Source organism: Azorhizobium sp. AG788 (assembly GCF_943371865.1).
Classification (GTDB): Bacteria; Pseudomonadota; Alphaproteobacteria; order Rhizobiales; family Xanthobacteraceae; genus Azorhizobium.
Window position 1 is genome coordinate 19,718 of sequence record NZ_CALRWL010000014.1, and the last position, 24,223, is coordinate 43,940.

The window sequence follows — 24,223 nt, forward strand, 5'->3', positions numbered from 1 at the left end:
TCACCGTCGCCAAGGCAGGGCCGCCAGGCGCGGATCGCCGGAAAAAGTGGCGGCCGGGAAATCCAGGCGTCGGTCGGGAAAATCGCACACCGCCTGCACCCCGGAGGCGCTCAGCCGCATGCGCCAGGTCTGGCGCTCGCCGATCTGCGCGTCGGCAAAGGCCGCGCAGGTCAGGACGGCCACATTCCGCCCAGCGGCGGGATCGCGCACCGAGAGATAGCGCAGCACCAGCGCCCCGCCGGCCCGCGCCGCCTCGGCCAAACTCTGGCAGGGGCCGTAATCGGTGGGGTGGGTCCAGAGCTGGGCATCGGCCACGAGCGGCGGGACGGTGAGGTCCAGGGCGCGGTCGCTGGCCACCTGGGCGCAGAAGGCGGTGTAGTCCGCCAGATCGCGGGGCCACGGCGTTGCCGGTGATTCGGCGAAGAACAGCAGCCGGTAGAACGCCATCTCCGCCACCGCCGTCTCCGGGGTTTCGGCGGCATAGAACACCCCCGGCGTGCGGCCGGCGCGGCGGAAGCGCGAGCCGTTGGGATAGGGCGGCTCATAGCGGAAGGGCGAGGCCAGCAGATAGGGCAGGTTCGCGCACTCCGCCGGGATCCGGGGCTTGGTGGCCTCGATCACATCCTCCAGCAGCGCCTGCTCGGCCAACGTGTCCACCAGCTTCAGGGTGGAGACCCGGTGCTGCGCCTCCACCAGCCGCCAGACGCGGCCGGCGTAGGGGCGCAGTTCAGACGCGAGCGCGGCGGGCGTCCAGATAGGCAATGACATCGACCAGTCCCGTCACGGTGCGGATGCGTTCGGCCGGCACCGCCTCCAGCGCCGTATTGGGCGCGGCCATCCAGGCGCGGGCAGCGGCCGCATCGCCGCCGACAATGGCATCCAGCCCCCGGAACAGACGCACGAACAGGACCGCCAGTTCGAACGGCTTGGAGCCCGCCTCCAAGGCATGCTGCCCGTTGCGCATGCGGGACACGGTGGCCTCGGACACGCCAATCACCTCCGCCAGCACCCGGGCCGTCACCCCCAGCATCTCGGCGGCGCGCACCGCTGCCTTGGTCACCACGGCGCCCGCATCGGGCCGGGGCGCCGGGCTGGGAGCGAGATGAGAGAGACCAGATGGCATGGCGTGAGGCTCGACCCTGGTGCGTTCGGCGCGCGCTGCGTCCGGGAATTTCCATAGAAAGAATAGCAGAGATTTCGCTCACAAGAAATGCAGATGATCCGAGCCCTGCCCCCATCGGGATCCCTGGGCCTTGGCCGCTCCGGCGCCGACGCCCGCTCCCGCCCGCACCTTTCCTTGACTTCCCCGGCCGCGCGGTGTCTCTCCCCTCGCCAAATTAAACGGCAGGGAGCGCCCCATGAGCACAGCCTTCATTTTCCCCGGCCAGGGCAGCCAGGCCGTCGGCATGGGCAAGGCCTTGGCCGAAGCCTTCCCCGCCGCCCGCGAGGTGTTCACCGAGGTGGATGCGGCCCTGGGTGAGCATCTCACCCGCATCATGTGGGAAGGCCCGCTGGAGGATCTCACCCTCACCGCCAACGCCCAGCCGGCGCTGATGGCCACCTCGCTGGCCGCGCTCCGGGTGCTGGAGGTGGAAGCGGGCCTGGACCTCGCCCGCGACGCCGCCTTCGTGGCCGGCCATTCGCTGGGGGAATATTCGGCCCTCGCCGCCGCGGGTGCCCTCTCCGTCACCGACGCGGCACGGCTGCTGCGCATCCGCGGCCGGGCCATGCAGGATGCGGTGCCCGTGGGCGTCGGCGCCATGGCCGCTCTGCTGGGCCTCGACTATGATCAGGCGGTCGCGGTGGCGGCGGAAGCCGCCGGCGACGATGTGTGCGAAGCCGCCAACGACAATGCCACCGGGCAGGTGGTGGTCTCCGGTCATCGGGTCGCCGTGGAGCGGGCGCTCGAGATCGCCAAGGCCAAGGGCGCCTCGCGCGCCATCCTGCTGCCGGTGTCCGCGCCGTTCCACTGCCGCCTGATGGAGCCCGCCGCCGAGATCATGGCGGCGGCTCTGGCAGACGCGACCGTGAATGCCCCGTGCGTGCCCCTGGTCTCCAATGTGCGCGCCTCGCCGGTGACCGATCCGGTGGAAATCGTCCGTTTGCTGGTGGAGCAGGTGACGGGCACCGTACGCTGGCGCGAATCGGTGATCTATATGGCCGGCGCCGGCGTGCGCAAGACGGTCGAGGTGGGCGCCGGGAAGGTGCTGTCCGGCCTGTCGCGCCGCATCGTCAAGGAAATTGCCGCGACCGCCGTGGGCACGCCCGAGGATGTCGCCGCCTTCATCGCCGCCAAGGCGGCACCGGCCGCCTGAGGCGGTCCGCTCCCCCCGTTCTCTTCTTTGAAGGACCGACCATGTTCGATCTGAGCGGCAAGACCGCCCTCGTCACCGGCGCCACCGGCGGCCTCGGCGGCGCCATCGCCACTGCCTTGCACGCCCAGGGCGCCACCGTGGCCATCTCCGGCACCCGCCGCGAGGCGCTCGATGCCCTCGCCGCCACTTTGGGCGAGCGGGTGCATGTGCTGCCCTGCAATCTCGGCGAGGCCGAGCAGGTGGAAAAGCTGGTACCCGACGCGGAAGCGGCGATGGGCGTGCTGGACATTCTGGTCAACAATGCCGGCATCACCCGCGACAACATCTTCATGCGGCTGAAGGATGAGGATTGGGAGCAGGTTCTCAACGTGAACCTCACCTCGGCTTTCCGCCTGTCGCGGGCGGCGGTGCGCTCCATGATGCGCCGCCGGACCGGGCGCATCATCTCCATCACCTCCATCGTCGGCGTCACCGGCAATGCGGGCCAGGGCAATTATGCCGCCGCCAAGGCCGGCATGATCGGCATGTCGAAGTCCCTGGCCCAGGAAGTGGCCAGCCGCGGCGTCACGGTGAACTGCATCGCCCCGGGCTTCATCGCCACGCCCATGACCGACGCCTTGAACGAGAAGCAGCGCGAGGGCATCCTGAAGTCGGTTCCCGCCGCCCGTCTGGGCACGCCGGAGGATATTGCGGCGGCCTGCGTCTATCTGGCCTCCGACGAAGCCGGTTATGTCACCGGACAGACCTTGCACGTGAACGGCGGCATGGCGATGATCTGAGGCTACGCCTTTGGATTTTCCAAGGGTTTGACGCAACGACCGGCTCGCTGGCAAAGGCTCGGGAAGTGTGTTACGAGCCGCTCGAACTGATCCGAGCGGTGGGCACGGATCTCTTAATGCAAGGCCCATCTGCGCGCGGTTTCTCAAAGCTGCGTGCGCAGGGGGCTGGGCACGGCGGCTGAAAGGCATTATGCCGTCCTCCAGCCGCCGAACGGCAATTCTATTTCAGATAATGAGGGTGCATCGATGAGTGACATCGCCGAGCGGGTGAAGAAGATCGTCGCGGAGCATCTCGGGGTTGAGCCCGAGAAGGTGACTGAGAATGCCAGCTTCATCGACGATCTCGGCGCCGACAGCCTCGACACCGTCGAGCTCGTGATGGCCTTCGAAGAGGCCTTCAACACCGAGATCCCGGATGACGCAGCGGAAACCATCCTGACGGTGGGCGACGCGATCAAGTTCCTGGAAAAGAACGCCGCTTGACGGTTGCCCGAAAGGTGCAGGCGGTCGACGGGCGCGTTGTGCCCGCGACCGTCGTGACGATGGTTCCGGAGTTCTCCTCATGAGACGTGTTGTCGTCACCGGCCTCGGCATGGTGACGCCGCTCGCCTGCGGCGTCGAGCCGACCTGGCGGCGGCTTCTGGCGGGTGAGAGCGGCGCAAGCCGGGTCTCGCACTTTGACGTTTCCGATCTGCCCTGCAAGATCGCGGCGAGCGTGCCGCGTGGTGACGGCAGCAACGGCAGCTTCAATGCCGATGAGTGGATGGAGCCCAAAGAGCAGCGCAAGGTGGACGAGTTCATCGTCTTCGCCATGGCCGCTGCCAAGCAGGCTCTGGATGATGCCGACTGGCATCCCACCAGCTATGAAGACCAGATCAATACCGGCGTCCTGATCGGCTCCGGCATCGGCGGTATCGAAGGCATCGCCGAGACCTCGCTGGTGCTGAAGGAAAAGGGCCCGCGCCGCGTGTCGCCCTTCTTCATCCCCGGCCGCCTGATCAATCTGGCCGGTGGCTATGTGTCCATCACCCACGGCCTCAAGGGGCCGAACCATGCGGTGGTCACCGCCTGCTCCACCGGCGCCCATGCCATCGGCGATGCCGGCCGTCTCATTGCGCTTGGCGATGCGGACGTGATGGTGGCCGGCGGCACCGAATCCCCGGTCAATCGTCTCGCACTGGCCGGCTTTGCCGCCTGCAAGGCGCTGGTGACCGCGTTCAACGACGATCCCACCCGCGCCTCGCGCCCCTATGACCGGGACCGCGACGGCTTCCTCATGGGTGAGGGCGCCGGCGTCGTCGTGCTCGAAGAGCTGGAGCACGCCAAGGCCCGCGGCGCCAAGATCTATGCCGAGCTCACCGGCTACGGCCTGTCGGGCGACGCCTACCACATCACCGCCCCCTCGCCGGACGGCGACGGCGCGTTCCGCTGCATGACCGCCGCGCTGAAGCGCGCCGGGGTCACGCCGGGCGACGTGGACTATATCAACGCCCACGGCACCTCCACCATGGCCGACGGCATCGAGCTGGGCGCGGTGGAACGCCTTTTGGGCAATACCGCCGCGCAGACCTCCATGTCCTCCACCAAATCCTCCATCGGCCACCTTCTGGGGGCTGCCGGGGCGGTGGAAGCCATCTTCTCCGTGCTGGCGATTCGCGACCAGGTGGCTCCGCCCACCCTCAATCTGGACAATCCGTCGGTGGAAACGCCGATCGATCTGGTGCCGCTCAAGCCTCGGGCGCGCAAGATCGACGTGGTTCTGTCCAATTCGTTCGGATTTGGCGGCACCAACGCCTCGCTGGTGTTCAAGCGCCACGACGCCTGACGCGCGAGCGTCCCCTGTCCGGTGACGGGGGACGCGCTCCCGCCATATTTCGCGTTAGCCTCTGGCGCGCTCGGCCGGTGATATCCGGCAACGCGGTTTTCCGGCTCCGATTGAGGCTGGTGCGCGCGAGCGCAGTCTGAGCGGAGCCCGTCCCCGCGCAACCCCGAGGAAACCCGCAATGGCGCAGCCCGAGCCGAAGCCGAAGCGGCGCAGCCGCGGCGCCAACCACCCCGCGGTGGCCATCGGCAGCGCCATATTCACCTTGCTGTTGTTCCTCGCCGTCGGCGGCGGCCTCACCGCCTGGTATGGCCGTCTGGCGTTCGAGGGTCCCGGCCCGCTCAAGGTCGAGAAGAACGTCCTCATTCCCCGTGGCCAGGGCCTGCGCGATATTTCCGACCTGCTGGAGCGCGAAGGCGTCATCCGCAACTGGCTGGTGTTCGTGATCGGCCAGCAATTCACCCATCGCGGCGAGGCGCTGAAGGCGGGCGAATATATCTTCAAGCCCGGCGTCACCATGCCAGCGGTGCTTGACGCCATGGTGGAAGGCCGGGTGGTGCAGCATCAGATCACCATTCCCGAAGGCCTCACCAGCCAACAGGTGGTCGATCGCCTGAACGACAGTGACCTGCTCAGCGGTCCCACCCGCGTGCCGCTGGAAGGCACCTTGCTGCCGGAGACCTATGCGGTGGTGCGCGGCCAGCCGCGCCAGGACATCATCAAGCGCATGAGCGCGGACCAGCAGAAGGTGGTGGCCGACATCTGGGCCAAGCGCGCACCGGACCTGCCGCTGAAATCGCCTGAAGAACTGGTGATTCTCGCCTCCATCGTGGAGAAGGAGACCGGCAAGGCGGACGAGCGTGGCCATGTGGCGGCGGTGTTCGTCAATCGCCTGAACCGCAAGATGCGGCTGCAATCGGACCCGACCATCATCTATGGCATCGTCGGCGGCAAAGGCAGCCTTGGGCGCCCCATCACCCGCGCCGACATTTCCACCCCCACGCCCTACAACACCTATGCCATCGACGGACTGCCCCCGGGCCCCATCGGCAATCCGGGCAAGAGCTCGCTGGCGGCGGTGGCCAACCCCATGAAGTCCAAGGACCTCTTTTTCGTGGCCGACGGCACCGGCGGCCACGTCTTTGCCGAGACCCTGGAGCAGCACAACCGCAACGTCGCCCGCTGGCGCGAGATCGAGGCGGACGCCAAGACCAAGGCTGCAACGCCGGCCGCGCCCCCTGCCGCAGCTCCGGCTGCGCCAGCCACGACCACCCCTTCGCCGCCCGCGCCGGCTCCGGCGGCCCCCGCCCCGGTCCCGGCGAAACCCAACAACTAAGTGCCGGCACCAGCTGGCCCGAGGAAAGCCCCCATGTCCCTTGCCAGCATGACCGGATTTGCCCGCGCCCATGGCCTCACCGGCGCCTGGCGCTGGGCGTGGGAGATCCGCTCGGTCAATGCCAAGGGCCTGGACCTGCGCCTGCGGTTGCCCAACGGCTTCGATGCGCTGGATGCCGCCGTGCGGGCTGCCGCTACCAAGGCTTTGTCCCGCGGCTCGGTGTCCGCCACCTTCACCGTGACCCGCGAAGGCGACAGCATTGCGGTGGCTCTCAACCGCCCCGCTCTGGCGGCGCTGTTCACTGCTGCCAACGAGGCCGCCGCCGCCCTCGGCAGCGCTCCGCCGACGCTCGATGCCCTGCTGGGCGTCAAGGGCATCGTGGAGGTGGTGGAAGCCCAGCAGACCGAGAGCGACCGGGAGGCCATCGCCCGTGACGCCCTGGCAGGCTTCGAGCAGGCGCTCGCCGACCTGAGTGTGATGCGCCTCGCCGAGGGCGCTGCCCTGCGCACCATTCTCACCGAGCGTCTGGATGGCATCGCCCGCCTCGCCGCCGCCGCCGAGGCCCTGCCGGAGCGGCGCCTGGAGGCCATACAGGCTCGTCTGGCGGAGCAGGTGCGGGTGCTGGCCGAGAGCCATCACGCCCTCGACCCCGAGCGCCTCCATCAGGAAGCCATCCTGCTGGCCACCAAGGCCGATGTGCGCGAAGAACTGGATCGCCTGAGCGCCCATCTGGGGGCCGCGCGGGAGTTGTTGGCCCAGGGTGGGCCTGTGGGCCGGCGGCTGGATTTCCTCGCCCAGGAGTTCAACCGCGAGACCAACACCCTGTGCTCGAAGTCCAATGCGGTGACGCTGACGCAGATCGGGCTTGACCTGAAGCTGCTGGTGGATCAGTTCCGCGAGCAGATCGCGAACATCGAATAGAGACCGAGCCCACCCATGGCCGCATCCCCCACCTCCCATTTCGCTCTGCCGGGTTGGAAGCCGGGTTCAAAGTCCGCCCTCGCCCGTCGCGGCCTGATGCTGGTGCTGTCCTCGCCCTCCGGCGCCGGCAAGACCACCTTGTCGCGCAAGCTGCTGGCGGAAGACGACCGCATCACCATGTCGGTGTCCGTGACCACCCGCCCGCCCCGCCCCGGCGAAGAGGACGGCAAGGACTATTTCTTCGTCGATGCGGCGCGCTTCGCGCAGTTGCGTGACGAAGGCCAGTTGCTGGAACACGCCACCGTCTTCAACAATCTCTACGGCACCCCGCGCCAGGCGGTGGAGGCGGCGCTGACCGCCGGCCGCGACGTGCTGTTCGACATCGACTGGCAGGGCACCCAGCAGCTGGACCAGAGCGCCGACCAGGACCTGGTCAAGGTGTTCCTGCTGCCGCCCTCCGCCGCCGATCTGGAACAGCGCCTGCGCACCCGCGCCCAAGACAGCGAAGAAGTTGTGCACCAGCGCATGTCCAAGGCCTCGGACGAAATCAGCCACTACACCGAATATGACTACATCCTGATCAACCAGGATGTGGACGACAGCCTCGCCAAGCTCAAAGCCATCCTCCAGGCCGAGCGCCTGAAGCGCCGCCGCCTCACCGGCCTCGCCAGCTTCGTGACGGATTTGCGCGCCGCGCTCTAAGCGCGGTCCTGGGCAGCCGATCGCCGCGGGGACGGCATATGCTTTCCATGGGAAAGCATATGCCGTTGCCCTCACTGCCCGCAGTCATCCGGAATGGTGGCCAGCACCGTCTTGCTGAGATCCGCCAAGGTACAGGCGCCGGGGATGGCCGACGTGCAGCCGGGGAACGGCACCCGCACCGGATTAACGGAGGCGGGGTTCAGGGTCCGCATCCCCTCCAGCTCCGCATACCAGATGGTGGCGGTCACGCTGCGGGTGCCGGTGTCGTCGCGCCACAATTCCAGGGAGAAGGCGGTGGCGGGGGCGGTGGCATCAGGCTGGCCCGGCAGGGTCCAGTCCAGGCCGAACACCCCGGCCATGTTCGACAGATTGGTGTCGTGGCCAGCCAGCGCCAGCACCTTCACCCCCGGGCCGATCGCGGGCGCAGCCGGGCGGGTCTTGCCCGCCAGGGTGGCCAGGAACAGGCGCGCAATCATCGCCCCCTGCCGGCGCGCCTCATAGGGCAAGGCGCGGGTGAGCGCGACCGTCCGCTGCCGCGTCGCCAGGAGCACGCCGAGCTTGGCGGGATCTGACGCTTCGCCCCAGGCCACGTCGCCCGCGGCCATGCCCTGCGCATATTCCAGCAGGAAGATCTCGGCCGCATTGGCCGTTACCGCCAGCGGCCCTTTCACCGCGATGCCGCTCTTGCGCACCACCACATTACTGGCAGCAGGGTCGTTCGCCGGCGCGCCTGGCCTGAGGATTTCGGTCATGCGGGCCATGGCCGTGGCGGAGGCCGGGTCGACGATCTGCGGGCCATTGGGCGTCTGGATCGCGGCGGCCACCGCGCGGCGGGCCGCGGCCTTGTCGAGCACGCAGGCGCCGCCGATGGAGGCGAACACCGGGTCCCGGCGTTTCGACGCCGCCGGGTCCGAGAATGCCGCCTTGACGCCGCATCCGGGCGCCAGGCGATCCGCCATCATCTGCCCGCTCTCGCGGGTGCGCGCATCCTTGCCATCGGCCCACACCACCAGGGCCTCGCCGGGACAGCCCTGCGCCGGCAACACGCCAGCCTTGACGAAATAGTCCCGCATGCCGCCGGCCACCAGGCCCACCACTTGCGCGCCGTGCGGGGTCAGCAGGCCGCGACCCACCGGCCAGGTGGGCCATGGCCGCGCGGTCCAGCCGGCCAGTGTCTCCGGCGCCTGGGTGGGAGCACGCACACCGTGCCGCTGCACCAGGACCACCTTTTCCAAGGTCGGCTCGGCGGCCAGGGCGCCATGGGTACCCCCTGCCCCACATAGGATCGCCATCGCCACCAGCATGCTGGACACGGGGCGGGTCAGGGCGACGACATGGGGACGAATCGACATGAGGGCTTCCAGCTCAGGCAAGACGGTAGAGGTAAACCGTTTTGCCCGGCGCTGTTCAAGCCTGCTTTGGCGGGCGTCCGGCGGATTTGAGATCCGCATAGACATTGGCCAGGGCCACGAAGCCGGCCACGTCGATCTCCTCCGCGCGGGCGGTCTCTTCCACGCCGGTGCGCTCCAGCAGCGCCGCCGTATCGACGCCCAGGGATTTCAGCGACTGGCGCAGCATCTTGCGGCGCTGGCCGAACGCCGCCTCGGTGACCCGCTCCAGATGGGCGAGCGCGCAGGGCAAAGGGTCGGTGCGCGGCACCAGATGCACCACGGACGACGTGATCTTCGGCGGAGGCACAAAGGCGGAGGCCGCCACATCGAACAGAATGCGCGCCGTGGCCCGCCAGCCGGTGAGCACCGCCAGCCGGCCATAGGCCTTGTCGCCCGGCTGAGCCACGATGCGCTCGGCCACCTCGCGCTGGAACATCAAGGTCAGGGAGGAGAACCACGGCGGCCAGGGATCGCTGGACAGCCAGTTCACCAGCAGCATGGTGCCCACATTGTACGGCAGGTTCGCCACCACCCGCACGCTGCCGGGCGCGGCACCGGCGATTAGCGGGCCCACATCCACCTTCAGCGCATCGCCGTCGATCACCTCCAGCCGGCCGGGATAGGCGGCGGCCACATCAGCGAGAGCAGCGACGCAGCGATGGTCGCGCTCGATCGCCACCACGCGGGCCACGCCGCCCGCCAGCAAGGCGCGGGTCAGGCCGCCGGGGCCGGGACCCACTTCCACCACGGTCGCCCCTTCCAGGGGGCCGGAGGAGCGGGCGATGCGGGAGGTGAGGTTGAGGTCCAGGAGGAAATTCTGGCCCAGCGACTTCTGCGCGGACAGACCATGGTCGCGGATCACATCGCGCAGCGGGGGCAGATTGTCGATGGCGCTCACGGCCGATGCGTCTCCTGCGCAAACTCTATTCGCGCCTGCTTACACGCTCGCTTCCCGCAACGCATGGGGTTTGCGTCCGCTCAGCCGCGTCTCCGTGCGATCCGGCCAGACTGCATCAAGCAGATCGGCGCGTGCTCCCGGCATCCACATCCGCGAGCCGACGGGCGAGGCGCAGTGCTGCCATCAGGCTGGAGGGATTGGCCCGGCCGGTGCCGGCAATGTCGAAGGCTGTGCCGTGGTCGGGCGAGGTGCGCACCAGGGGCAAGCCGAGGGTGACATTGACCCCGTCATGGAAGGCCAGCGTCTTAGCGGGGATCAGCACCTGATCGTGATACATGCCGATCACCACGTCGTATCCCGCACGGGCCTCCGCATGGAACAAGGTATCGGCGGGGAATGGCCCGGAGGCCGCGATCCCGAGCGCGCGCAGCGCTGCCACGGCCGGGCGCACCACGTCCTCGTCCTCGCGCCCCAGGGTGCCGCTCTCGCCCGCATGGGGGTTCAGACCCGCGAAGGCGAGGCGGGGACGGGCCAGGCCGAAGCGCGCGGTCATGTCGTGGGCCACGATGCGCCCGGTCTCCACCAGCAGGTCCACCGTCACCAGGCGCGGCACGTCGGCCAGCGGCACATGAATGGTGGCGGGCACCACCGCCAGCAGCTCAGACCAGATCATCATCACCGGCCGCGGGGCGGCACCGCCCGGCGGGGTGCAGCGGGCAGCGAGGTACTCGGTATGGCCGGGAAACGGGAAGCCCGCACCATAGACCACCGCCTTGTGCAACGGGGCGGTGACCAGCCCGGCAGCTGCGCCGGAGAGCACCAGGGCGACCGCAGCGTCGAGGCTTTCCACCACGGCGGCGGCACTGGTGGCATCGGGAGTCCCGGGGGACGCCGTCGCACGCGGACCGGCGCGGACCACCGGAAGCGCATCGGCGAACACCGCCGCGGCTTCGCCGGGCGCGACCGCGCGCAGCGGAATGTCGAGCCCCAGAGCGCGGGCGCGAACGGCCAGGAGATCAGGATCGCCCACGGCGAAGAAAGCGGGCAGGCCGGCGGTGTGCCGGGCCTGCCAGGCCATGAGGGTCACGTCCGGACCGATGCCGGCGGGCTCGCCCAGCGTCAGAGCCAGCGCGGCCGGCGTCACCGGGGCGGGCATCAGCGGTACTGGATCAGCGTGGTCTTGCGCAGTTCGGCGAGCAGCTTCTTGGATTCCGCCTGGAACTGCGTGCTCATCAACTGGTCCTTGACGTCGCGCTTCTTGGAGCTCTCGCCCTTCACCTCGCGCTTGGCGCAGACGGCGAACAGCTCCACCCCGGACTGGGAGGCTTCCGGCGGGGTCAGGCGACCGACCTCGGTCTTGTCGAGGATCTTCCGCATGGGCTCGGTCATTTCCGAGGACAGACGGCTGACCGGGGAGCGCATGACGGTCTCCTTCATGCCCTTCACCAGGTCCATGCCCGCGTCGCAGCCGTTGAACTTGGCGCGCAGCGCGCTGGCCTCCTGCATGCGCGCGCCGAGATTACTGCCGTTGCGCGGCACCACCAGAACGATCGGGCGCAAGGTGTATTCGGTGGCGACGAAGGCCTGCGGCCCGTCCTTCTGGTTTAGGGCGGCGACGACGTCGGAATCGCGCACATTCACCACGGGCGAGCGGGCCCGCACATATTGGTTCCAGACATAGTCGGCGCGCAGCTTTTCCTTGAAGGTCTTGGCATTGAGCCCGGACTGGGCGAAGCCGGCGGTCAGCTGAGCCGCCGTACGCCCCGAGCGTTCGGCCACACTGGAAAACATCCGGTCCACTTCGTCATCGTCCACCGTGATGGTGAAGCGGGCGGCCTGCTGGATCTTGATGCGCTCGTCGATCAGTTCTTCCAGCACCTCCTTATTGGAGGGCGCCTTGCGCTCGATCAGCTGATGCAGCTTGACCCGCTGGTTCACGTCATTGGCGGTGATCGGTTGGCCTGAAACCATCACCAGCACCTGCGCCATGGCGGCGGCGGGCGACAGAATGGCCACGACGGCAGCGATCAGAAGGCAGAGGCGACGGCAAACGGTCATCGGTCATCCCGGAAATTGCGCCCGACCACCGCAAAGGTCGTCAGGATGAGCGCGCTTCATGTTCCCTTTTCCTGTGGCGGCAATGGGGCCAAGCCGCAGGCCACGTCAACACTAATTTGACGTGGTGGAACTGCCGATGCTGCCCTTGATGCTGGTCTCACCCAAGGTCCGCAGGCCGATGCGCAGCAAGAGGGTGTTGTTTGGCGACCCGCCGGTGCCATTGGCTGCGTAGTCGGAGATGTAGTTCAGAGCGAGAGTGAAGCAATCGTCCGCATAGCTGATGCCGGCCATCGTATAATCGAACTCGGATTGTACGATGTTATAGCGGACGGCCCCGTTCAGCGACCAATTCTCGTTCAGCTTGTACCCGACTGTGGTGAAGATACCTTCACGGTTATCATAATAACCCAGCAGCGGCTGCGGTGCGTAACGGCCGTAAATCGCCGAGATCGACCATTTGTCGATCTGGGTCCGGCCTTCCAGTTCCAAGCGCTGGAGCGAGCCATTGTCCTCGGCGAAGCGGAAGCGGCTGATGAACTCCAGCTTGTCCGTGGGCGAGTAGCTGAACCGGGCGACGTAGTCCGACACATCCGTGTCCAGGCCCGACTGGAGGCCGGTGTTGGCCATGTCGCCTTCGGCAAAGGAGTTCAACCCGAACAGATGGTAGGACTGGCCCACCAAGGCGCTGATGGTACCTGCGCCGCGGATGGACGCGGTATAGGACACGCCGACGTTCAGGCGGCCGCCGCCCTCCACCCGGTCATAGCCCGAGTATTTGTCCACGGAGAACAGATTGGTGTCGTCAAACACCAGGCTCTGCGCGTCCTCGTTGGGAAACTTGCCGATGCTGGTTTCGTTGGGCCGCAGCACCACCTGCGCCCGCGGCGTGAGGGTCTGGGTGCCCCAGCTCTCCACCGCGATGAACGGATACTTATAGTCCAGGCCCACCGCCGGCATGGCGCGGATCAGGCTCTCATTGCCGGACTGCAACGGGTTCTGCCCGGGAATGAGGGTGCCGCTGGTGTAGTTGGTGGGCAGCGTGCTGATGTCCGCCTGGGCCACATCGACGCGCACCTGCGCGAACGGGGTCCACATCTGGCCCGCGCTGTCCACCAGCGTCCGCTTCCAGTAGAGCTCCGCCGACAGGCGGGTGTAGTCGCCCGGCGCGCCGCGCAGCAGACACTGGGTGGGATTTGGATTGCTCAGGGCGCAGGACCCCGCCGGGATGCCAATATTGCCGCCGTTCGCGGTGGTGGAGGACATGCCGATGAAATCGGCATTGTCGCGCTGCAAGGTGGTGAAGTTGACATTGATGCCCGCTTCACCGCCCCACACCGGCTTCCCGAACACATAGGTGTAGTCCAGCGTTCCCACCACCGGCAGACGGGTCTGGTCGTCGGTCAGCGACAGGCCGAGGAAATACATGCCGCGCAGATCGAAATAGCTGCGGTCGCCCTGCCCGGTCAGATAAGCCTGGGACACCCGCTCGGTGACGTCCGAGCTGACCAGCCCATAGTCGCGCAGGAAGGTGCGGTCCGACACCACGGTGCCATCCCAGCCGAAGGTCCAGTTCTGGTTGATGGCGAACTGGCCATGGCTCTCCACCATGCCGCGATTGTCGCGATAGCCCGGCTGCACGCCGTTATTGATGAACGCGTCCTTGTCCAGCTGGTTAATGCCGGCGGCGCGGATGCTGTAGGAGCCGTTCTCCAGGCGCTGACGCCACTCCCCTTTCATCAACACGCCCTGCTTGTTGTAGAACATGGGATCGAGCGTCACGTCGCGATCCGGCGCAATGTTCCAGAAGAAGGGCACGCTGGCGCCGTAGCCGACCATGCTGCCGGAATAGAATTCCGGGAACAGGAAGCCGGTCTTGCGCTTTACGGTGGGGTCGGGAGACGAGAAATACGGGAAATAGGCGAACGGAAGCCCGAAGAACTCGAGTGTCGCGTCCTGGTAGTAGATCATCTTCTCGTCTTCGTTATGGATGATCTTGGCAGCCTTGACCTGCCACAGGGGCGGCTTTTCCGGCTTGTCCTTGCACGGCTCGCAGGCCGTGTAGATACCATTCTGGAAGACGGTGATGTTGCCTTCCGCGCGATCAGCGCGGGTGGCGGCGAAATGGGTCTTGTCCGGCGTGTCCAGCCGCAAGGAGTTCAGGAAGCCTTCTTTCAGGTCCTGCGACAGCTCCATATTGTCGGCGGTGACGATCTTGCCGTCCTTCTCCTTCAGGCGCACGTCGCCTTCGGCCCGCAGCTTGTTGGTCTTGCGGAACAGGGTGATGCGCTTGGCCTCCACCGACTGCCCGTCATAATAGACCTGGACGTTGCCGACGGCGGACACTGTGTCGTTCTTATAGTCGTAGACCAGCTGGTCGGCGGTCACGAGCATCTTGGAATTGGGATCGGTCTTGGGATTGGCCATGCCAATCCCGCTGGTCAGCCCAGCCGCCGCCTGCGCCAATGCCGCATCCGGGGCGAGCATGGTCAGGCCGAGCATCAGGGAACCGGTAGCCGCAAGGGTGCCGATCCGGCGCACCATGGTGCGCAGGGCCGTCCCGCCAAGGGCCACGGAGGGGTGGAACCCGACCGTCATCCGTCCTCCCGATGCAACAGGATCAATACCCCCAAGAAGATGCCGGCGACTGCAGGAAACCATGCAGCCGCAACGGGATGCACCACACCGGCCTCGCCAAGATCCTCAGCGAGCTTGGTTCCCAGATAAAGCAGAAAGCCCGCCACCACGCCACCGAGAATCGTCTGCCCCACACCGCCGAAACGAAACACCCTTAAGCCAACCACTGCGGCAATCAGCACCATGGCAATTAGCAGGAATGGCCGGGCCAAAAGACTTTGCAGTTGAAGGCGGTAGCGTGCCGCGCCGAAGCCGGACTGCTCGGCATTTTGAATGGCATCAGGCAGTTGCCAAAATGACACGGTTTCGGGTGAAACCAGGGTCTCCTGGATCTGCTTGGGATCCAGCTTGGTGGCAATGAGATAGGTCGCGAACGTCTGCTGATCGAAGCCGGGCACCACCACCCGGGCGTCCGCGAGGCTCCAGACCCCTTCGCCGAGCGTGGCGGATCGCGCTTCCACGCGCTCCAGCAGCAGTCCGGCGCGGTCGAACTCGAACACCGTCACGCCCGAAAGCACCCGCCCGCCCTGCTGGGAGGCAGCCGCCTGGATGATGGCCTGACCATCCACGCTCTGCTGGCGGATCCAGAAGCCGGCGGACCCTTGGGCGAACAGGCCGGAGGCGGTGTTGAAGATCTCAGCCTCCATTCGGTTCGCGCGCTCCTTGAAGTCGGCGGAGATCGGATTGAACACGCAGGTGGCAAACACCCCGATGAGGAAGGCCACGAAGATGGGCGGAAACGAGAACTGCCAGACCGAGAGACCCACCGCCCGTGCCACTACCAGTTCCAGCTTGCGCGAAAGCGTCACGAACGTGGCCATGGCGCCGAACAGGACCGCAAAGGGCAGCAGTTGCTCGGTAAAGGCCGGGGTGCGGTAGATCGTCAGCAGCGCCACATCGAGGGCGCCCACACTGTCGCGATCGGCCACACGCCGACTCATCTCCAGGAAGTCGACCAGCATGATGAGGCCGACGCAGGACAAAAAGATCATCGCCACGGCCGACACGAAGCGCCGTGCGAAATAAAATCCGAGCGTGCGACCGATCATGTGCGCTCACGGTGCCGAAAGGCGCGCGACACGGCGCGACAGGCTGTTCAACAGCCGCGCCACCGGACCCGGCAAGGAGAGCCTGACCCACCCTTGTAGCACCAGCGCCGCCAGGATGATGGAGAGCACCGGCAGCAGATAGACCACCGGCACCGCCCAGGTGGCGGTGCGCAACTGGCCGGTCACCGCGAAATTGGCGATCTGCAGCGCGGTCATGACCGGAATGATGGCGGCCAGCGCCAGGCCGCGGCTTTCGCGGGTGGTGCGCGGCAGCGCCAGAGCCGCCGCCGCCACCGCGAAGAAGGCCAGCGGATAGAGCCCGGAGGACAGGCGCTTGTGGAACTCCTCGCGGAAGCGCCCCGGCTGCATCAGCAGATAGGGATCCTTCTTGTCCGGCTCGGTGATGTAGGCGAACGAGCGCTCGTTGGGCCGGATATCGGCGCCGCTCTGCCCGCCGGGGGTCAAGGCGGAGAGATCGAACGCATAGCGCTGGAACTCCACCACCGAGCCGTTGCTGGCGGCTCCCGGGACGCGGCGATGGATTGAACCCTGTTCCAACACGAGGAAAATGCCGCTTTCGGTCTCTACGATCTGGCCACGATCGGCCACATAAGTGGATATTTCCTTTTCGCGGGCGTCATTGATGAAGACGCCGCGCATCACCCCGTTCTTCGCCCGGTCGCGCACATGGAACACCAACCCCGGTGCCAGGTTCACGAAACGGCCCGGCTGGGCGACGAAGGACACCACGTCCGCCCGCACCCGCGACACCTGGTCACGGAAGCCCCGCAAGCTCGCCGGAACGATGTCGATGGCCAGCGCCGAGCAGAACAGGGAGACCAGGACGGCCAGCAGAATCAGCGACCGCAGCACCCGCCAATGGCTCATGCCGGCGGAGGCCATCACCACGATCTCGCTGTCGCCGTTCAGCTTCAGCAGGGTGTAGGCGGTGGCGATGAACAGCGCCGCGGGCGCGATCACCAGCACCAGGGTGGGCATGGTCAGGGAGGTGATGGCCACAAAGGCCAGGATCGTCTGCCCCTGGCTCGTCACCAGGTCGAGCTGACGCAACGCCTGCGTCGCCCAGATCATCCCGGCGAGCACAACGGTAACTCCGACGAACGCCACCGCGGCGGTCGAGAAGATGTAACGATCGAGACGGCCCATCAAGACCCATGCCTTGTGCGCACTCGCCGCCCCGACGCGCGCTCTGGAAAATCGCCCCTTGGATACCCGCAACCTAGAGCTCTTGCAAATGAGGCGGAACGCGGCAGGTGGCTGCCTATTGGGAAGCCCACGGCCTAGCGGGCGTCCAGAACCGCGGCGCAGGCCGGCGGCAAGTCGGCGAGAACCAAGGGTGGGCGCGGTTTTTCCGGCTTCGTCGGGGGCTTCGGATGCAGAACCTCATCCGTAAACCACCAGGCCAGATCGCTGCCGCAGCCATCGTCGGCGGCGGGCGGTTCCTGCGGGCGGCAGTCGGGGCTGTCCTTGGGGCAGAACAGCCGCACATGCATGTGGTAATCGTGCCCCCAGTAGGGCCGCACCTTGGAGAGCCAGGTGCGATCGCCCTCCGCCTGCCGGCACAGCGCTTTCTTGATGGCCGCGTTCACGAAGATGCGTTCCACGCGAGAATCACGCGCGGCGGTGCGGATCACCGCCAGATGGTCGGGGGTCCAGGCCTTGGCATCCACGTCCAGGCGGTCCGGGCGCACGATCATGGTGGCCGAAAGGCTTTCCCGCTCGGCCCGCGACAACGCCCGGCCGGGGCTGGGGGTCAGCCAGATGTCGGCATCGAGCCCCACCTGATGCGAGGCGTGGCCGGTGCGCATGGGACCGCCGCGGGGCTGCGACATATCCCCCACCAGCAGGCCCGGCCAGCGGGAGACCCGCGGCACCTCGGTGGCGAATCGCTCCAGGAAGTCGATCAGGTCGGGATGACCCCAGGCGCGGTCGCGGGACGGGCGCATGGCCTGCCACAGCGGTCCGGTTCCCGCAGGCTTGGCCGCGCCCGCCGCGGGGCCATCGGCCGGCAGCGGCACGCCGCCGGCCAGGCAGCCCTTGGAATAAAAGCCGATGGATCGCGCCGCCAAAGGCGCCGGCGTCGCCGCGGCGCCGAACAATTCCTTGGCCGGCACCGAGGCGGACGGCGCGGTCTGGGCCAAGGCGAAACCGCCACCGCCGAAAGCAACCCCGGCCAGAGCCACGAGGGACACGCCGCGGGAGAGCATACGAACCATCGAACCGACAACAGGACGCCGCATCACACCGTGCCATGGGGATTGAGGATGACGAAATCCCGCCCGGACCGAGTATCGGGATTGGCCGGCAATTCGGTCACCAGCAAAGTGGCGCCGGGCATCAGCAGCGCGGCCAGTTGCTGGTTGATGGCGGGGGCCACGATCAGGCGGGAGAGCGCCTCCTGGGCCACGCCGCCCTTGGCGCCGTTGCCCTCATAGCTCACCGCCACCCAGCGCGGCGGCTCGCCGGTGGGCTGCGCGGTCAGCACGTAAACCACATTGCCCAGGGGCCGATCCGGGTCCTGGATCGAGATCGCCCCGTTCAGCACCTCGACCCCGCCCTTCAGGGCGATGATGCGGCGGTCGGCGCCGCTGGCGACGATGGAGACGGGCTCGGGACTGGGTGTCTCCTTGGCATCCTTGCTCGATCCCAGCGCGGCGGTCACGTCCGGGGGCAGGATCAGTCCGGGGTCCAGCACGTCCTGCGGGCCGGTATGGCCGTCAGAAATGATCACCGGCGTTCCCACCTCGGTGACGCCATAGAGCAGCTTGGCGAAGGCCAGTGGCAGGTGCACGCAGCCGTGCGAGGACGGGTAGCCGGGCAACCCGCCCGCATGCAGCGCCACGCCGGACCAGGTCAGGCGCTCGGAATAGGGCATGGAGGCTTCGTTATAGAGCGAGGAATGATGGTCCACATCCTTGGCCAGGATGGTGAACACTCCGGTGGGGGTCAAATGCCCCTCGCGGCCGGAGGACACGGCGCTGACACCGATGCGCACGCCGTTGCGATAGACGAAGCAGCGCTGCTCCGGCAGGGCCACCACCACGGCCACCATGCCCTGCGGCGCCCGCTCGGGATACCAGACGAACTCGCCGGGCTTCAGGGCGCGGATGGCGGCCTCGTCGGCATCCTCCGCCGCCCGCGCCGGCCCCAGCGCGGCGAGCGCGGCACCGCCGCCCAGGGCCGCCGCCAGTTTCAGCATCTGCCTGCGATCCACGCCGCGCACCGACATGCCCGTTCTCCCCGGCTTTGTTCGATCGGGAAGATTATCGCCGTAGGGTAAACGGGCCGTTACGAGCGGGCCGGAATGCCGTGCGCCTCCCCCTCAAGGCCCGGCGCGCACCAGCCGGACCGAGAGCGCATAGCCCTGGCTGCGGGCATCGGCGAGCCCGGTGGCGAAGTCCACCTGGTAGACCATGTTCAGCATGCCGGCCTCGGTGGAGGTCCAGAACGACTCTTCGATGTCCAGGGTGCCGCCGAGATCGGGAAATGCGCTCACGTCGACGGGCGGCTCGCCGCAGCCCTCGTCCACCAGGTCGTAGAGTTCATCCACCGTGGGCAGGCGCCAGCCGCCCCCAGCCGCCAGCGCCGCCGTCTTCGCATCCGCAAGGTTCAGGCCGGTGCGTTCGCCGGTGCAGCCGTTTGCGGTCCAGGTCAGGCCGAGGCTGCACCGCTGCCAGAGGAGCCCGGAGGCGCCATCGCGCGCCTCGCCGCCGGACAGGGTGAAGCGCGGCGCGGCCGCGCTCCCCTTGCAAGCCGCTTGCGCGCCTGCGGGCATGAGCAGAACCGCCAGAAGGCCGGCGACCAGCCGCCACGCCGCAGACATATCGCGGTCCTCACCGACATCCCCGCCACCCCTCAGGTGGCGTAGGGATTGTCCTTCTCGCGCAAATTCAGCCGGATCGGCACCCCCGGCAGCTTGAAGGCTTCGCGCAAGCCGTTGGTCAGATAGCGCAGATAGCTCTCCGGGATGGCCTCGGGCCGCGAGCAGAAGATGACGAAGGTGGGCGGGCGCGCCTTGGGCTGGGTCATGTAGCGGATCTTCACCCGGCGCCCGGACACCGCCGGCGGCGGATGGGTATCGGTGGCGTTTTCCAGGAACTTGTTCAGCGGGTTGGTGGCGATGCGGGTGTTCCAGATCGCGTGGGCCTCGCCGATGGCCTCCACCAATTTATCCAGGCCGCGCCCGGTGAGGCCGGAGAGGGGGACGATGGGCACGCCCCGCACCTGCGGCAGCCAATGGTCCGCCTCCTCCCGCAGCCGCGAGAAGGCGGCGGAGGTCACGAGGTCGGACTTGTTGTAGCCGAGCACGATGGCCCGGCCTTCCCGCGCCACCAGATCGGCGAGGCGCAGATCCTGCTCCTCGAACGGACAGGTGGCGTCCATGAGCACCACCACCACTTCGGCGAACTTCAGCGCCCGGAGCGCGTCGGTGGCGGACATCTTCTCCAGCTTGTCGTCGATGCGGGCGCGCTTGCGCAGGCCGGCGGTGTCGAACACCTGCAGAGCGCGGCCGTTCCAGTTCACATCCACGGCGATGGAATCACGGGTGATGCCGGCTTCCGGGCCGGTAAGCAGACGATTTTCGCCCAACAGCCGGTTGATGAGGGTGGACTTGCCCGCATTGGGCCGGCCGATCACCGCCACCTTGATGGGACGGTTGGGGTCCAGCTCGCCGTCGGGGTCCTCATCCTCCTCCAGCATCGGCAAGGTCTGCGCCGGCAGGGCCTCGCAGATGGCGTCATAGAGGTCGGACAGACCCTCGCCATGCTCGGCGGAGAGCGGAATCGGCGTGCCGAGGCCAAGATTATAGGCCTCCAGCGCGCCGGCTTCGCCGCCGCGGCCTTCGCTCTTGTTGGCCACCAGGATGGTCGGCTTGCCGGCCCGGCGCACCAGGGAGGCGAAGGCGTGATCGGTGGGGGTGAGGCCCGAGCGCGCGTCGATCATGAACAGCAGCGCGTCCGCATCGCCGATGGCGGTCTCGGTCTGCGCCCGCATGCGGCCTTCGAGGCTGCCGGGATCGGCTTCCTCCAGCCCCGCCGTATCGACGATGCGGAACGACAGGTCGCCGAGGCGCGCGTCGCCCTCGCGGCGGTCGCGGGTCACGCCGGGGCGGTCATCCACCAGCGCGAGCTTCTTGCCCACCAGGCGGTTGAAGAGGGTGGACTTGCCCACATTGGGGCGCCCGACGATGGCCAGGGTGAAGGACATGGGAACGGCTTTCATCGGGACGAGCCCGCAACTGTAGCATCGGCCCGAAAAAATGGGATGCGGACTTCGAAAAAGCCGATGCGAGAACAAGAGTGAGGCGATCGGACCGACATCCGGTCCCACCGCCTAGTCAGGCTTGAGAGTGGGCGCAGCGCCGAGCGGAACGTTGGAATTGCTGGGCTGAAGCACGGGGGCCTTGGCCTCGACGCCGGGCACGCCTTCCGGGAATACCGGAGAGCGCTGGCCCACGATCGGCTTCTTGCCGTCGCCGAAGGGATTGAGCTTCTCCAGGCTCTCGCACCCGGAAACGCCAAGGGCGAGGATCAAGGCACAGGCGATACGAAGACGGCCGCGAAGCATTAAGGTGCTCCTCATTGCGTGGCGGGAGTGCCGGCGGCGGGCGCCGGCGGAACGGAAGGGGAGGCCGGCGCGACCGCCGGGGCGGCCGGAGTGCCGCCGGGCGCCGCAGGAACCGCCGCCGCCACCGGAGCGCTCAGGGTCCGCAGCAGCTCGGCGCGGGAGCGCACGCCATAGGGCACTTCCGGATCGGCAATGATGGTGGAGGCGGTGGCGTTGGTGGCCGGCAGGTCGCCCGCCCGATATTGCGCCAGCGCGATCAGCTCGCGCGCCGCATGGCGCAGCGGGCTCTGCCCGTCGGCGAGCGCCTGAACGCGCTGCTTCACCGCATCCACCGTGCCGGTATCCACCAGCATCAGGCCGGCGCGGATGCGCGCCAGATCGCGCTCGATGACCGTGAGGCTGGTATCCGCCGCCAAGGCATCAAAGGCCGCGACGCCCGCCGCGGCATCGCGCGCGGACAGTTCGCCGGCAGCGCGGAATCGCGCCAGGGCCCGGTAGCCGGAGGGTGCGTCCTTGGCCAGCGTCGTGAAAGCGGCTTCCGCCTCCTGGTGCTTGCCGGCGTCGGCCAGCTTCACGGCAGCTTCAAATTGCACGCTGGCCGCCTGCGCCTGCTTCTGCACCCACCAGCGATAGCCGCTGAACGCCGCCGTGCCGAGAATGACCGCCACCACGGCGATGATGAGGTAAATGCCGAAGCGGTCCCACAGGCGGCGGAAGCGCTCGCGCCGGAGGTCTTCATCGATCTCGTGAAAAATGTCGGTCATTCAAAGTCCAAAAGCGCGACGGCCCGCACGCCACCGTGAAACGGGGGCCAGGCAAGGGCCGGTAAGTTATCCATGCGGCCTCATCGTGGCAAACGCCCCGATTCTTGCCATTTTTTGACCGCGCCCGCATCTCGCCCGGCGCCGTCAGCCCAATGCCGACCCCGGACACGATCCCGCGCCCGACGCCTCCCGCACCGGCAGTCGACGGAAAAAGACATAGATCGGCTCGCATTGATAGGCTTTCGCGATCAAATTGCAGAGGGGCGCCCCGATGGCGGCCCCCCTCTCACCGCGCCTGGGCACTCAGAACCGGCGCCAGCGCCGCCAGCAATTGGCGCCGCGCCACCTGCCCCAGCGGCTCCGCCGACGGGATGTCCAAAGCGGTGAAGCGGGCGAATATCAGGGTACGCCCGTCCTTTTCCACCCAGCCCACGAACCAGCCCATGGGGCGGGACTTGTCCAGCGTGCCATCGGGGCGGCGGGCATAGCCGGCGCCGGTCTTACCAAACAGGCTCCAGCCGAGCGGGGTCTCCTGCGCCTTCAGCAGGGCGCGGGTCTGGTCCACCGCCTGCCGCGACACCGGCAGATCCCCCCCCAGCATGCGGCGCAGGAAATCCACCTGCTCCCGTGGCGAGATCACCAAAGACGAGCCCAGCCAGGCGCTGATCAATCCGTCCTCGGCGCCCTTGACCCCGCCCACATTCTCGTTCCCGTAACGAAAGTCCTTAACATAAGCGGCGAACCGCTCCGGCCCCAGGCGGCGGGTCAGCACCTGGGAGAACCACGCTACGGAGTGGGTCATCCAGGATTGCGGCGTCTGCGGGCCACGCCAAGCCGCGTTCCAGTCCGCCAGCCCTGGCTCCGTCTCCAGAACGGGCAAGGCTGCGCTTTCCAGCAGGCCGGCATCGAACGCCATCAGGGAGATGGCGATCTTGAAGGTGGAGAATGGCGAATGGCGCGCCATGCAGGCGCCCGACTGCGCCACCACCGTGCGGGTCTGCGCATCGGTCACCAGCAGGCATTCCGCCGCCGCCGCGGGCCGCACGCCCCCGATCAGGCCCGCCAGCACCAGCCCGAGGGCGATGCCGGCCAGCCATGGGGCAAGACGTCCCGGAACGCGGGTCGAACGCCTCACGAGACCTTCTTCACCCGCGAAGCATAGACATGCTCCGCTGCCGGGAAGGTGCGCGCCCGCACCTCCTGGGCATAAGTGGAGACCGCCGCCTCGATGGCCGGCCCCAGCTCCGCATAGCGCTTGACGAACTTGGGTACCCGGGGGGCCAGGCCCAGCATGTCTTCCAGCACCAGGATCTGGCCGTCACAGGCTGGGCTGCCGCCGATGCCGATGGTGGGCGTCGCCACCTCCTGCGTGATTCGGCGGGCCAACGGTTCGGCGATGGCCTCCAGCACGATGGAGAAGGCGCCCGCCTCCGACACCGCATGGGCATCCGCCAGGATTTCCTCGGCCTCCGCATCGTCGCGGCCGCGAGCCTTGAACGAGCCCAGCGTGTTGATCGCCTGCGGGGTGAGGCCCACATGGCCCATCACCGGCACGCCGCGATCCACCAGGAAGCGGACGGTCTCGGCCATGCGGCGTCCGCCTTCCAGCTTCACCGCGCCGGCGCCGGTCTCCTTCAGGATGCGGGCGGCGGTGTGGAAGGCTTCCACCGGGCTCGCCTCATAGCTGCCGAATGGCAGATCCACCACGATCAGCGCCTGCTTGGTGCCGCGCACCACGGCGCGGCCATGGACGATCATCATGTCCACGGTCACCGGCACGGTGGTTTCCAGGCCATGCATGACCATGCCCAGGCTGTCGCCCACCAGGATCACATCCACATGGCGATCCAGCAATTGGGCGGTGTGCGCATGATAGGAGGTGAGGCTGACGATGGGTTCGCCGCCCTTGCGGGCACGGATCTCGGGCGCGGTGACCCGGCGGGCCTCGGCTTGAATGGACATGGC

The 24,223-nt window shown here is 67.7% G+C and carries 24 protein-coding genes; 7 read left to right on the plus strand and 17 right to left on the minus strand.

The annotated features are described in order from the left end of the window. Nucleotides 1-768 (minus strand): RES family NAD+ phosphorylase, encoded by a 768-nt coding sequence (locus AAG816_RS10420; protein WP_341989548.1) that lies wholly within the window; start codon nt 766-768, stop codon nt 1-3. Further along, nucleotides 728-1,123, minus strand: coding sequence for an antitoxin Xre/MbcA/ParS toxin-binding domain-containing protein (locus tag AAG816_RS10425; protein WP_341989549.1), 396 nt, complete (start codon nt 1,121-1,123; stop codon nt 728-730). Before AAG816_RS10425 ends, AAG816_RS10420 begins: the two co-directional genes overlap by 41 nt. 235 nt (nt 1,124-1,358) lie before the next feature. On the opposite strand from AAG816_RS10425, the gene fabD reads away from it, so the two are divergent. The 7 genes from fabD to gmk all read left to right on the plus strand — a co-directional run bounded on the left by fabD (nt 1,359) and on the right by gmk (nt 7,875). After that, on the plus strand, nt 1,359-2,315 hold the full coding sequence (gene fabD, locus AAG816_RS10430; protein ID WP_341989550.1) for an ACP S-malonyltransferase: 957 nt from the start codon (nt 1,359-1,361) through the stop codon (nt 2,313-2,315). 41 nt (nt 2,316-2,356) lie between these two features. Continuing rightward, the gene (fabG, locus tag AAG816_RS10435) at nt 2,357-3,094 is read left to right on the plus strand and encodes a 3-oxoacyl-[acyl-carrier-protein] reductase (protein WP_341989551.1); all 738 of its coding nucleotides are present in this window, start codon (nt 2,357-2,359) and stop codon (nt 3,092-3,094) included. A gap of 246 nt (nt 3,095-3,340) precedes the next feature. Beyond that, nucleotides 3,341-3,577, plus strand: coding sequence for an acyl carrier protein (locus tag AAG816_RS10440; RefSeq protein WP_029003376.1), 237 nt, complete (start codon nt 3,341-3,343; stop codon nt 3,575-3,577). A gap of 79 nt (nt 3,578-3,656) precedes the next feature. Continuing rightward, complete coding sequence (gene fabF, locus AAG816_RS10445) at nt 3,657-4,919, plus strand: beta-ketoacyl-ACP synthase II (protein ID WP_341989552.1); 1,263 nt, start codon at nt 3,657-3,659, stop codon at nt 4,917-4,919. A gap of 178 nt (nt 4,920-5,097) precedes the next feature. After that, a complete protein-coding gene (gene mltG, locus AAG816_RS10450) occupies nt 5,098-6,252 on the plus strand; it encodes an endolytic transglycosylase MltG (RefSeq protein WP_341989553.1) in 1,155 nt (384 codons plus the stop codon). A gap of 33 nt (nt 6,253-6,285) precedes the next feature. Further along, nucleotides 6,286-7,173 carry a YicC/YloC family endoribonuclease gene (locus AAG816_RS10455; RefSeq protein ID WP_341989554.1) on the plus strand — a complete coding sequence of 296 codons (888 nt, stop codon included), beginning with the start codon at nt 6,286-6,288 and terminating at the stop codon, nt 7,171-7,173. A gap of 96 nt (nt 7,174-7,269) precedes the next feature. Further along, the gene (gmk, locus tag AAG816_RS10460; RefSeq protein ID WP_341989634.1) at nt 7,270-7,875 is read left to right on the plus strand and encodes a guanylate kinase; all 606 of its coding nucleotides are present in this window, start codon (nt 7,270-7,272) and stop codon (nt 7,873-7,875) included. A gap of 71 nt (nt 7,876-7,946) precedes the next feature. On the opposite strand, the gene AAG816_RS10465 is transcribed toward gmk, so the two are convergent. The 15 genes from AAG816_RS10465 to panB form a co-directional block, all read right to left on the minus strand. Continuing rightward, nucleotides 7,947-9,227, minus strand: a complete 1,281-nt coding sequence (locus tag AAG816_RS10465) for a histidine-type phosphatase (RefSeq protein ID WP_341989555.1) — start codon at nt 9,225-9,227, stop codon at nt 7,947-7,949. Nucleotides 9,228-9,282: 55 nt separating this feature from the next. Continuing rightward, nucleotides 9,283-10,164 (minus strand): 16S rRNA (adenine(1518)-N(6)/adenine(1519)-N(6))-dimethyltransferase RsmA, encoded by an 882-nt coding sequence (gene rsmA / locus AAG816_RS10470; RefSeq protein WP_341989556.1) that lies wholly within the window; start codon nt 10,162-10,164, stop codon nt 9,283-9,285. A gap of 115 nt (nt 10,165-10,279) precedes the next feature. Next, on the minus strand, nt 10,280-11,320 hold the full coding sequence (pdxA, locus tag AAG816_RS10475; protein ID WP_341989557.1) for a 4-hydroxythreonine-4-phosphate dehydrogenase PdxA: 1,041 nt from the start codon (nt 11,318-11,320) through the stop codon (nt 10,280-10,282). Beyond that, a complete protein-coding gene (locus AAG816_RS10480) occupies nt 11,320-12,222 on the minus strand; it encodes a SurA N-terminal domain-containing protein (RefSeq protein WP_341989558.1) in 903 nt (300 codons plus the stop codon). Before AAG816_RS10480 ends, pdxA begins: the two co-directional genes overlap by 1 nt. A 111-nt stretch (nt 12,223-12,333) precedes the next feature. Beyond that, nucleotides 12,334-14,817: an LPS-assembly protein LptD gene (locus AAG816_RS10485; protein ID WP_341989559.1), complete on the minus strand. Its 2,484-nt coding sequence runs from the start codon at nt 14,815-14,817 to the stop codon at nt 12,334-12,336. Continuing rightward, nucleotides 14,814-15,905, minus strand: a complete 1,092-nt coding sequence (gene lptG / locus AAG816_RS10490; RefSeq protein WP_341989560.1) for an LPS export ABC transporter permease LptG — start codon at nt 15,903-15,905, stop codon at nt 14,814-14,816. Before lptG ends, AAG816_RS10485 begins: the two co-directional genes overlap by 4 nt. A gap of 6 nt (nt 15,906-15,911) precedes the next feature. After that, a complete protein-coding gene (gene lptF / locus AAG816_RS10495; protein WP_341989561.1) occupies nt 15,912-17,072 on the minus strand; it encodes an LPS export ABC transporter permease LptF in 1,161 nt (386 codons plus the stop codon). 134 nt (nt 17,073-17,206) lie between these two features. Beyond that, nucleotides 17,207-18,133 (minus strand): penicillin-insensitive murein endopeptidase, encoded by a 927-nt coding sequence (gene mepA, locus AAG816_RS10500; RefSeq protein WP_341989562.1) that lies wholly within the window; start codon nt 18,131-18,133, stop codon nt 17,207-17,209. Nucleotides 18,134-18,165: 32 nt separating this feature from the next. After that, a complete protein-coding gene (locus AAG816_RS10505; RefSeq protein ID WP_341989563.1) occupies nt 18,166-19,155 on the minus strand; it encodes a L,D-transpeptidase in 990 nt (329 codons plus the stop codon). A gap of 93 nt (nt 19,156-19,248) precedes the next feature. Next, on the minus strand, nt 19,249-19,749 hold the full coding sequence (locus AAG816_RS10510) for a DUF1566 domain-containing protein (RefSeq protein WP_341989564.1): 501 nt from the start codon (nt 19,747-19,749) through the stop codon (nt 19,249-19,251). Between the two features lie 32 nt (nt 19,750-19,781). After that, nucleotides 19,782-21,134, minus strand: a complete 1,353-nt coding sequence (gene der, locus AAG816_RS10515; RefSeq protein WP_341989565.1) for a ribosome biogenesis GTPase Der — start codon at nt 21,132-21,134, stop codon at nt 19,782-19,784. A gap of 126 nt (nt 21,135-21,260) precedes the next feature. Continuing rightward, on the minus strand, nt 21,261-21,494 hold the full coding sequence (locus AAG816_RS10520; protein WP_341989566.1) for a hypothetical protein: 234 nt from the start codon (nt 21,492-21,494) through the stop codon (nt 21,261-21,263). Between the two features lie 11 nt (nt 21,495-21,505). Continuing rightward, nucleotides 21,506-22,258 (minus strand): tetratricopeptide repeat protein, encoded by a 753-nt coding sequence (locus AAG816_RS10525; RefSeq protein WP_341989567.1) that lies wholly within the window; start codon nt 22,256-22,258, stop codon nt 21,506-21,508. A gap of 286 nt (nt 22,259-22,544) precedes the next feature. Continuing rightward, nucleotides 22,545-23,393: a penicillin-binding transpeptidase domain-containing protein gene (locus tag AAG816_RS10530; RefSeq protein WP_341989568.1), complete on the minus strand. Its 849-nt coding sequence runs from the start codon at nt 23,391-23,393 to the stop codon at nt 22,545-22,547. Further along, nucleotides 23,390-24,220: a 3-methyl-2-oxobutanoate hydroxymethyltransferase gene (panB, locus tag AAG816_RS10535; protein WP_341989569.1), complete on the minus strand. Its 831-nt coding sequence runs from the start codon at nt 24,218-24,220 to the stop codon at nt 23,390-23,392. Before panB ends, AAG816_RS10530 begins: the two co-directional genes overlap by 4 nt. Nucleotides 24,221-24,223: the final 3 nt, after the last annotated feature.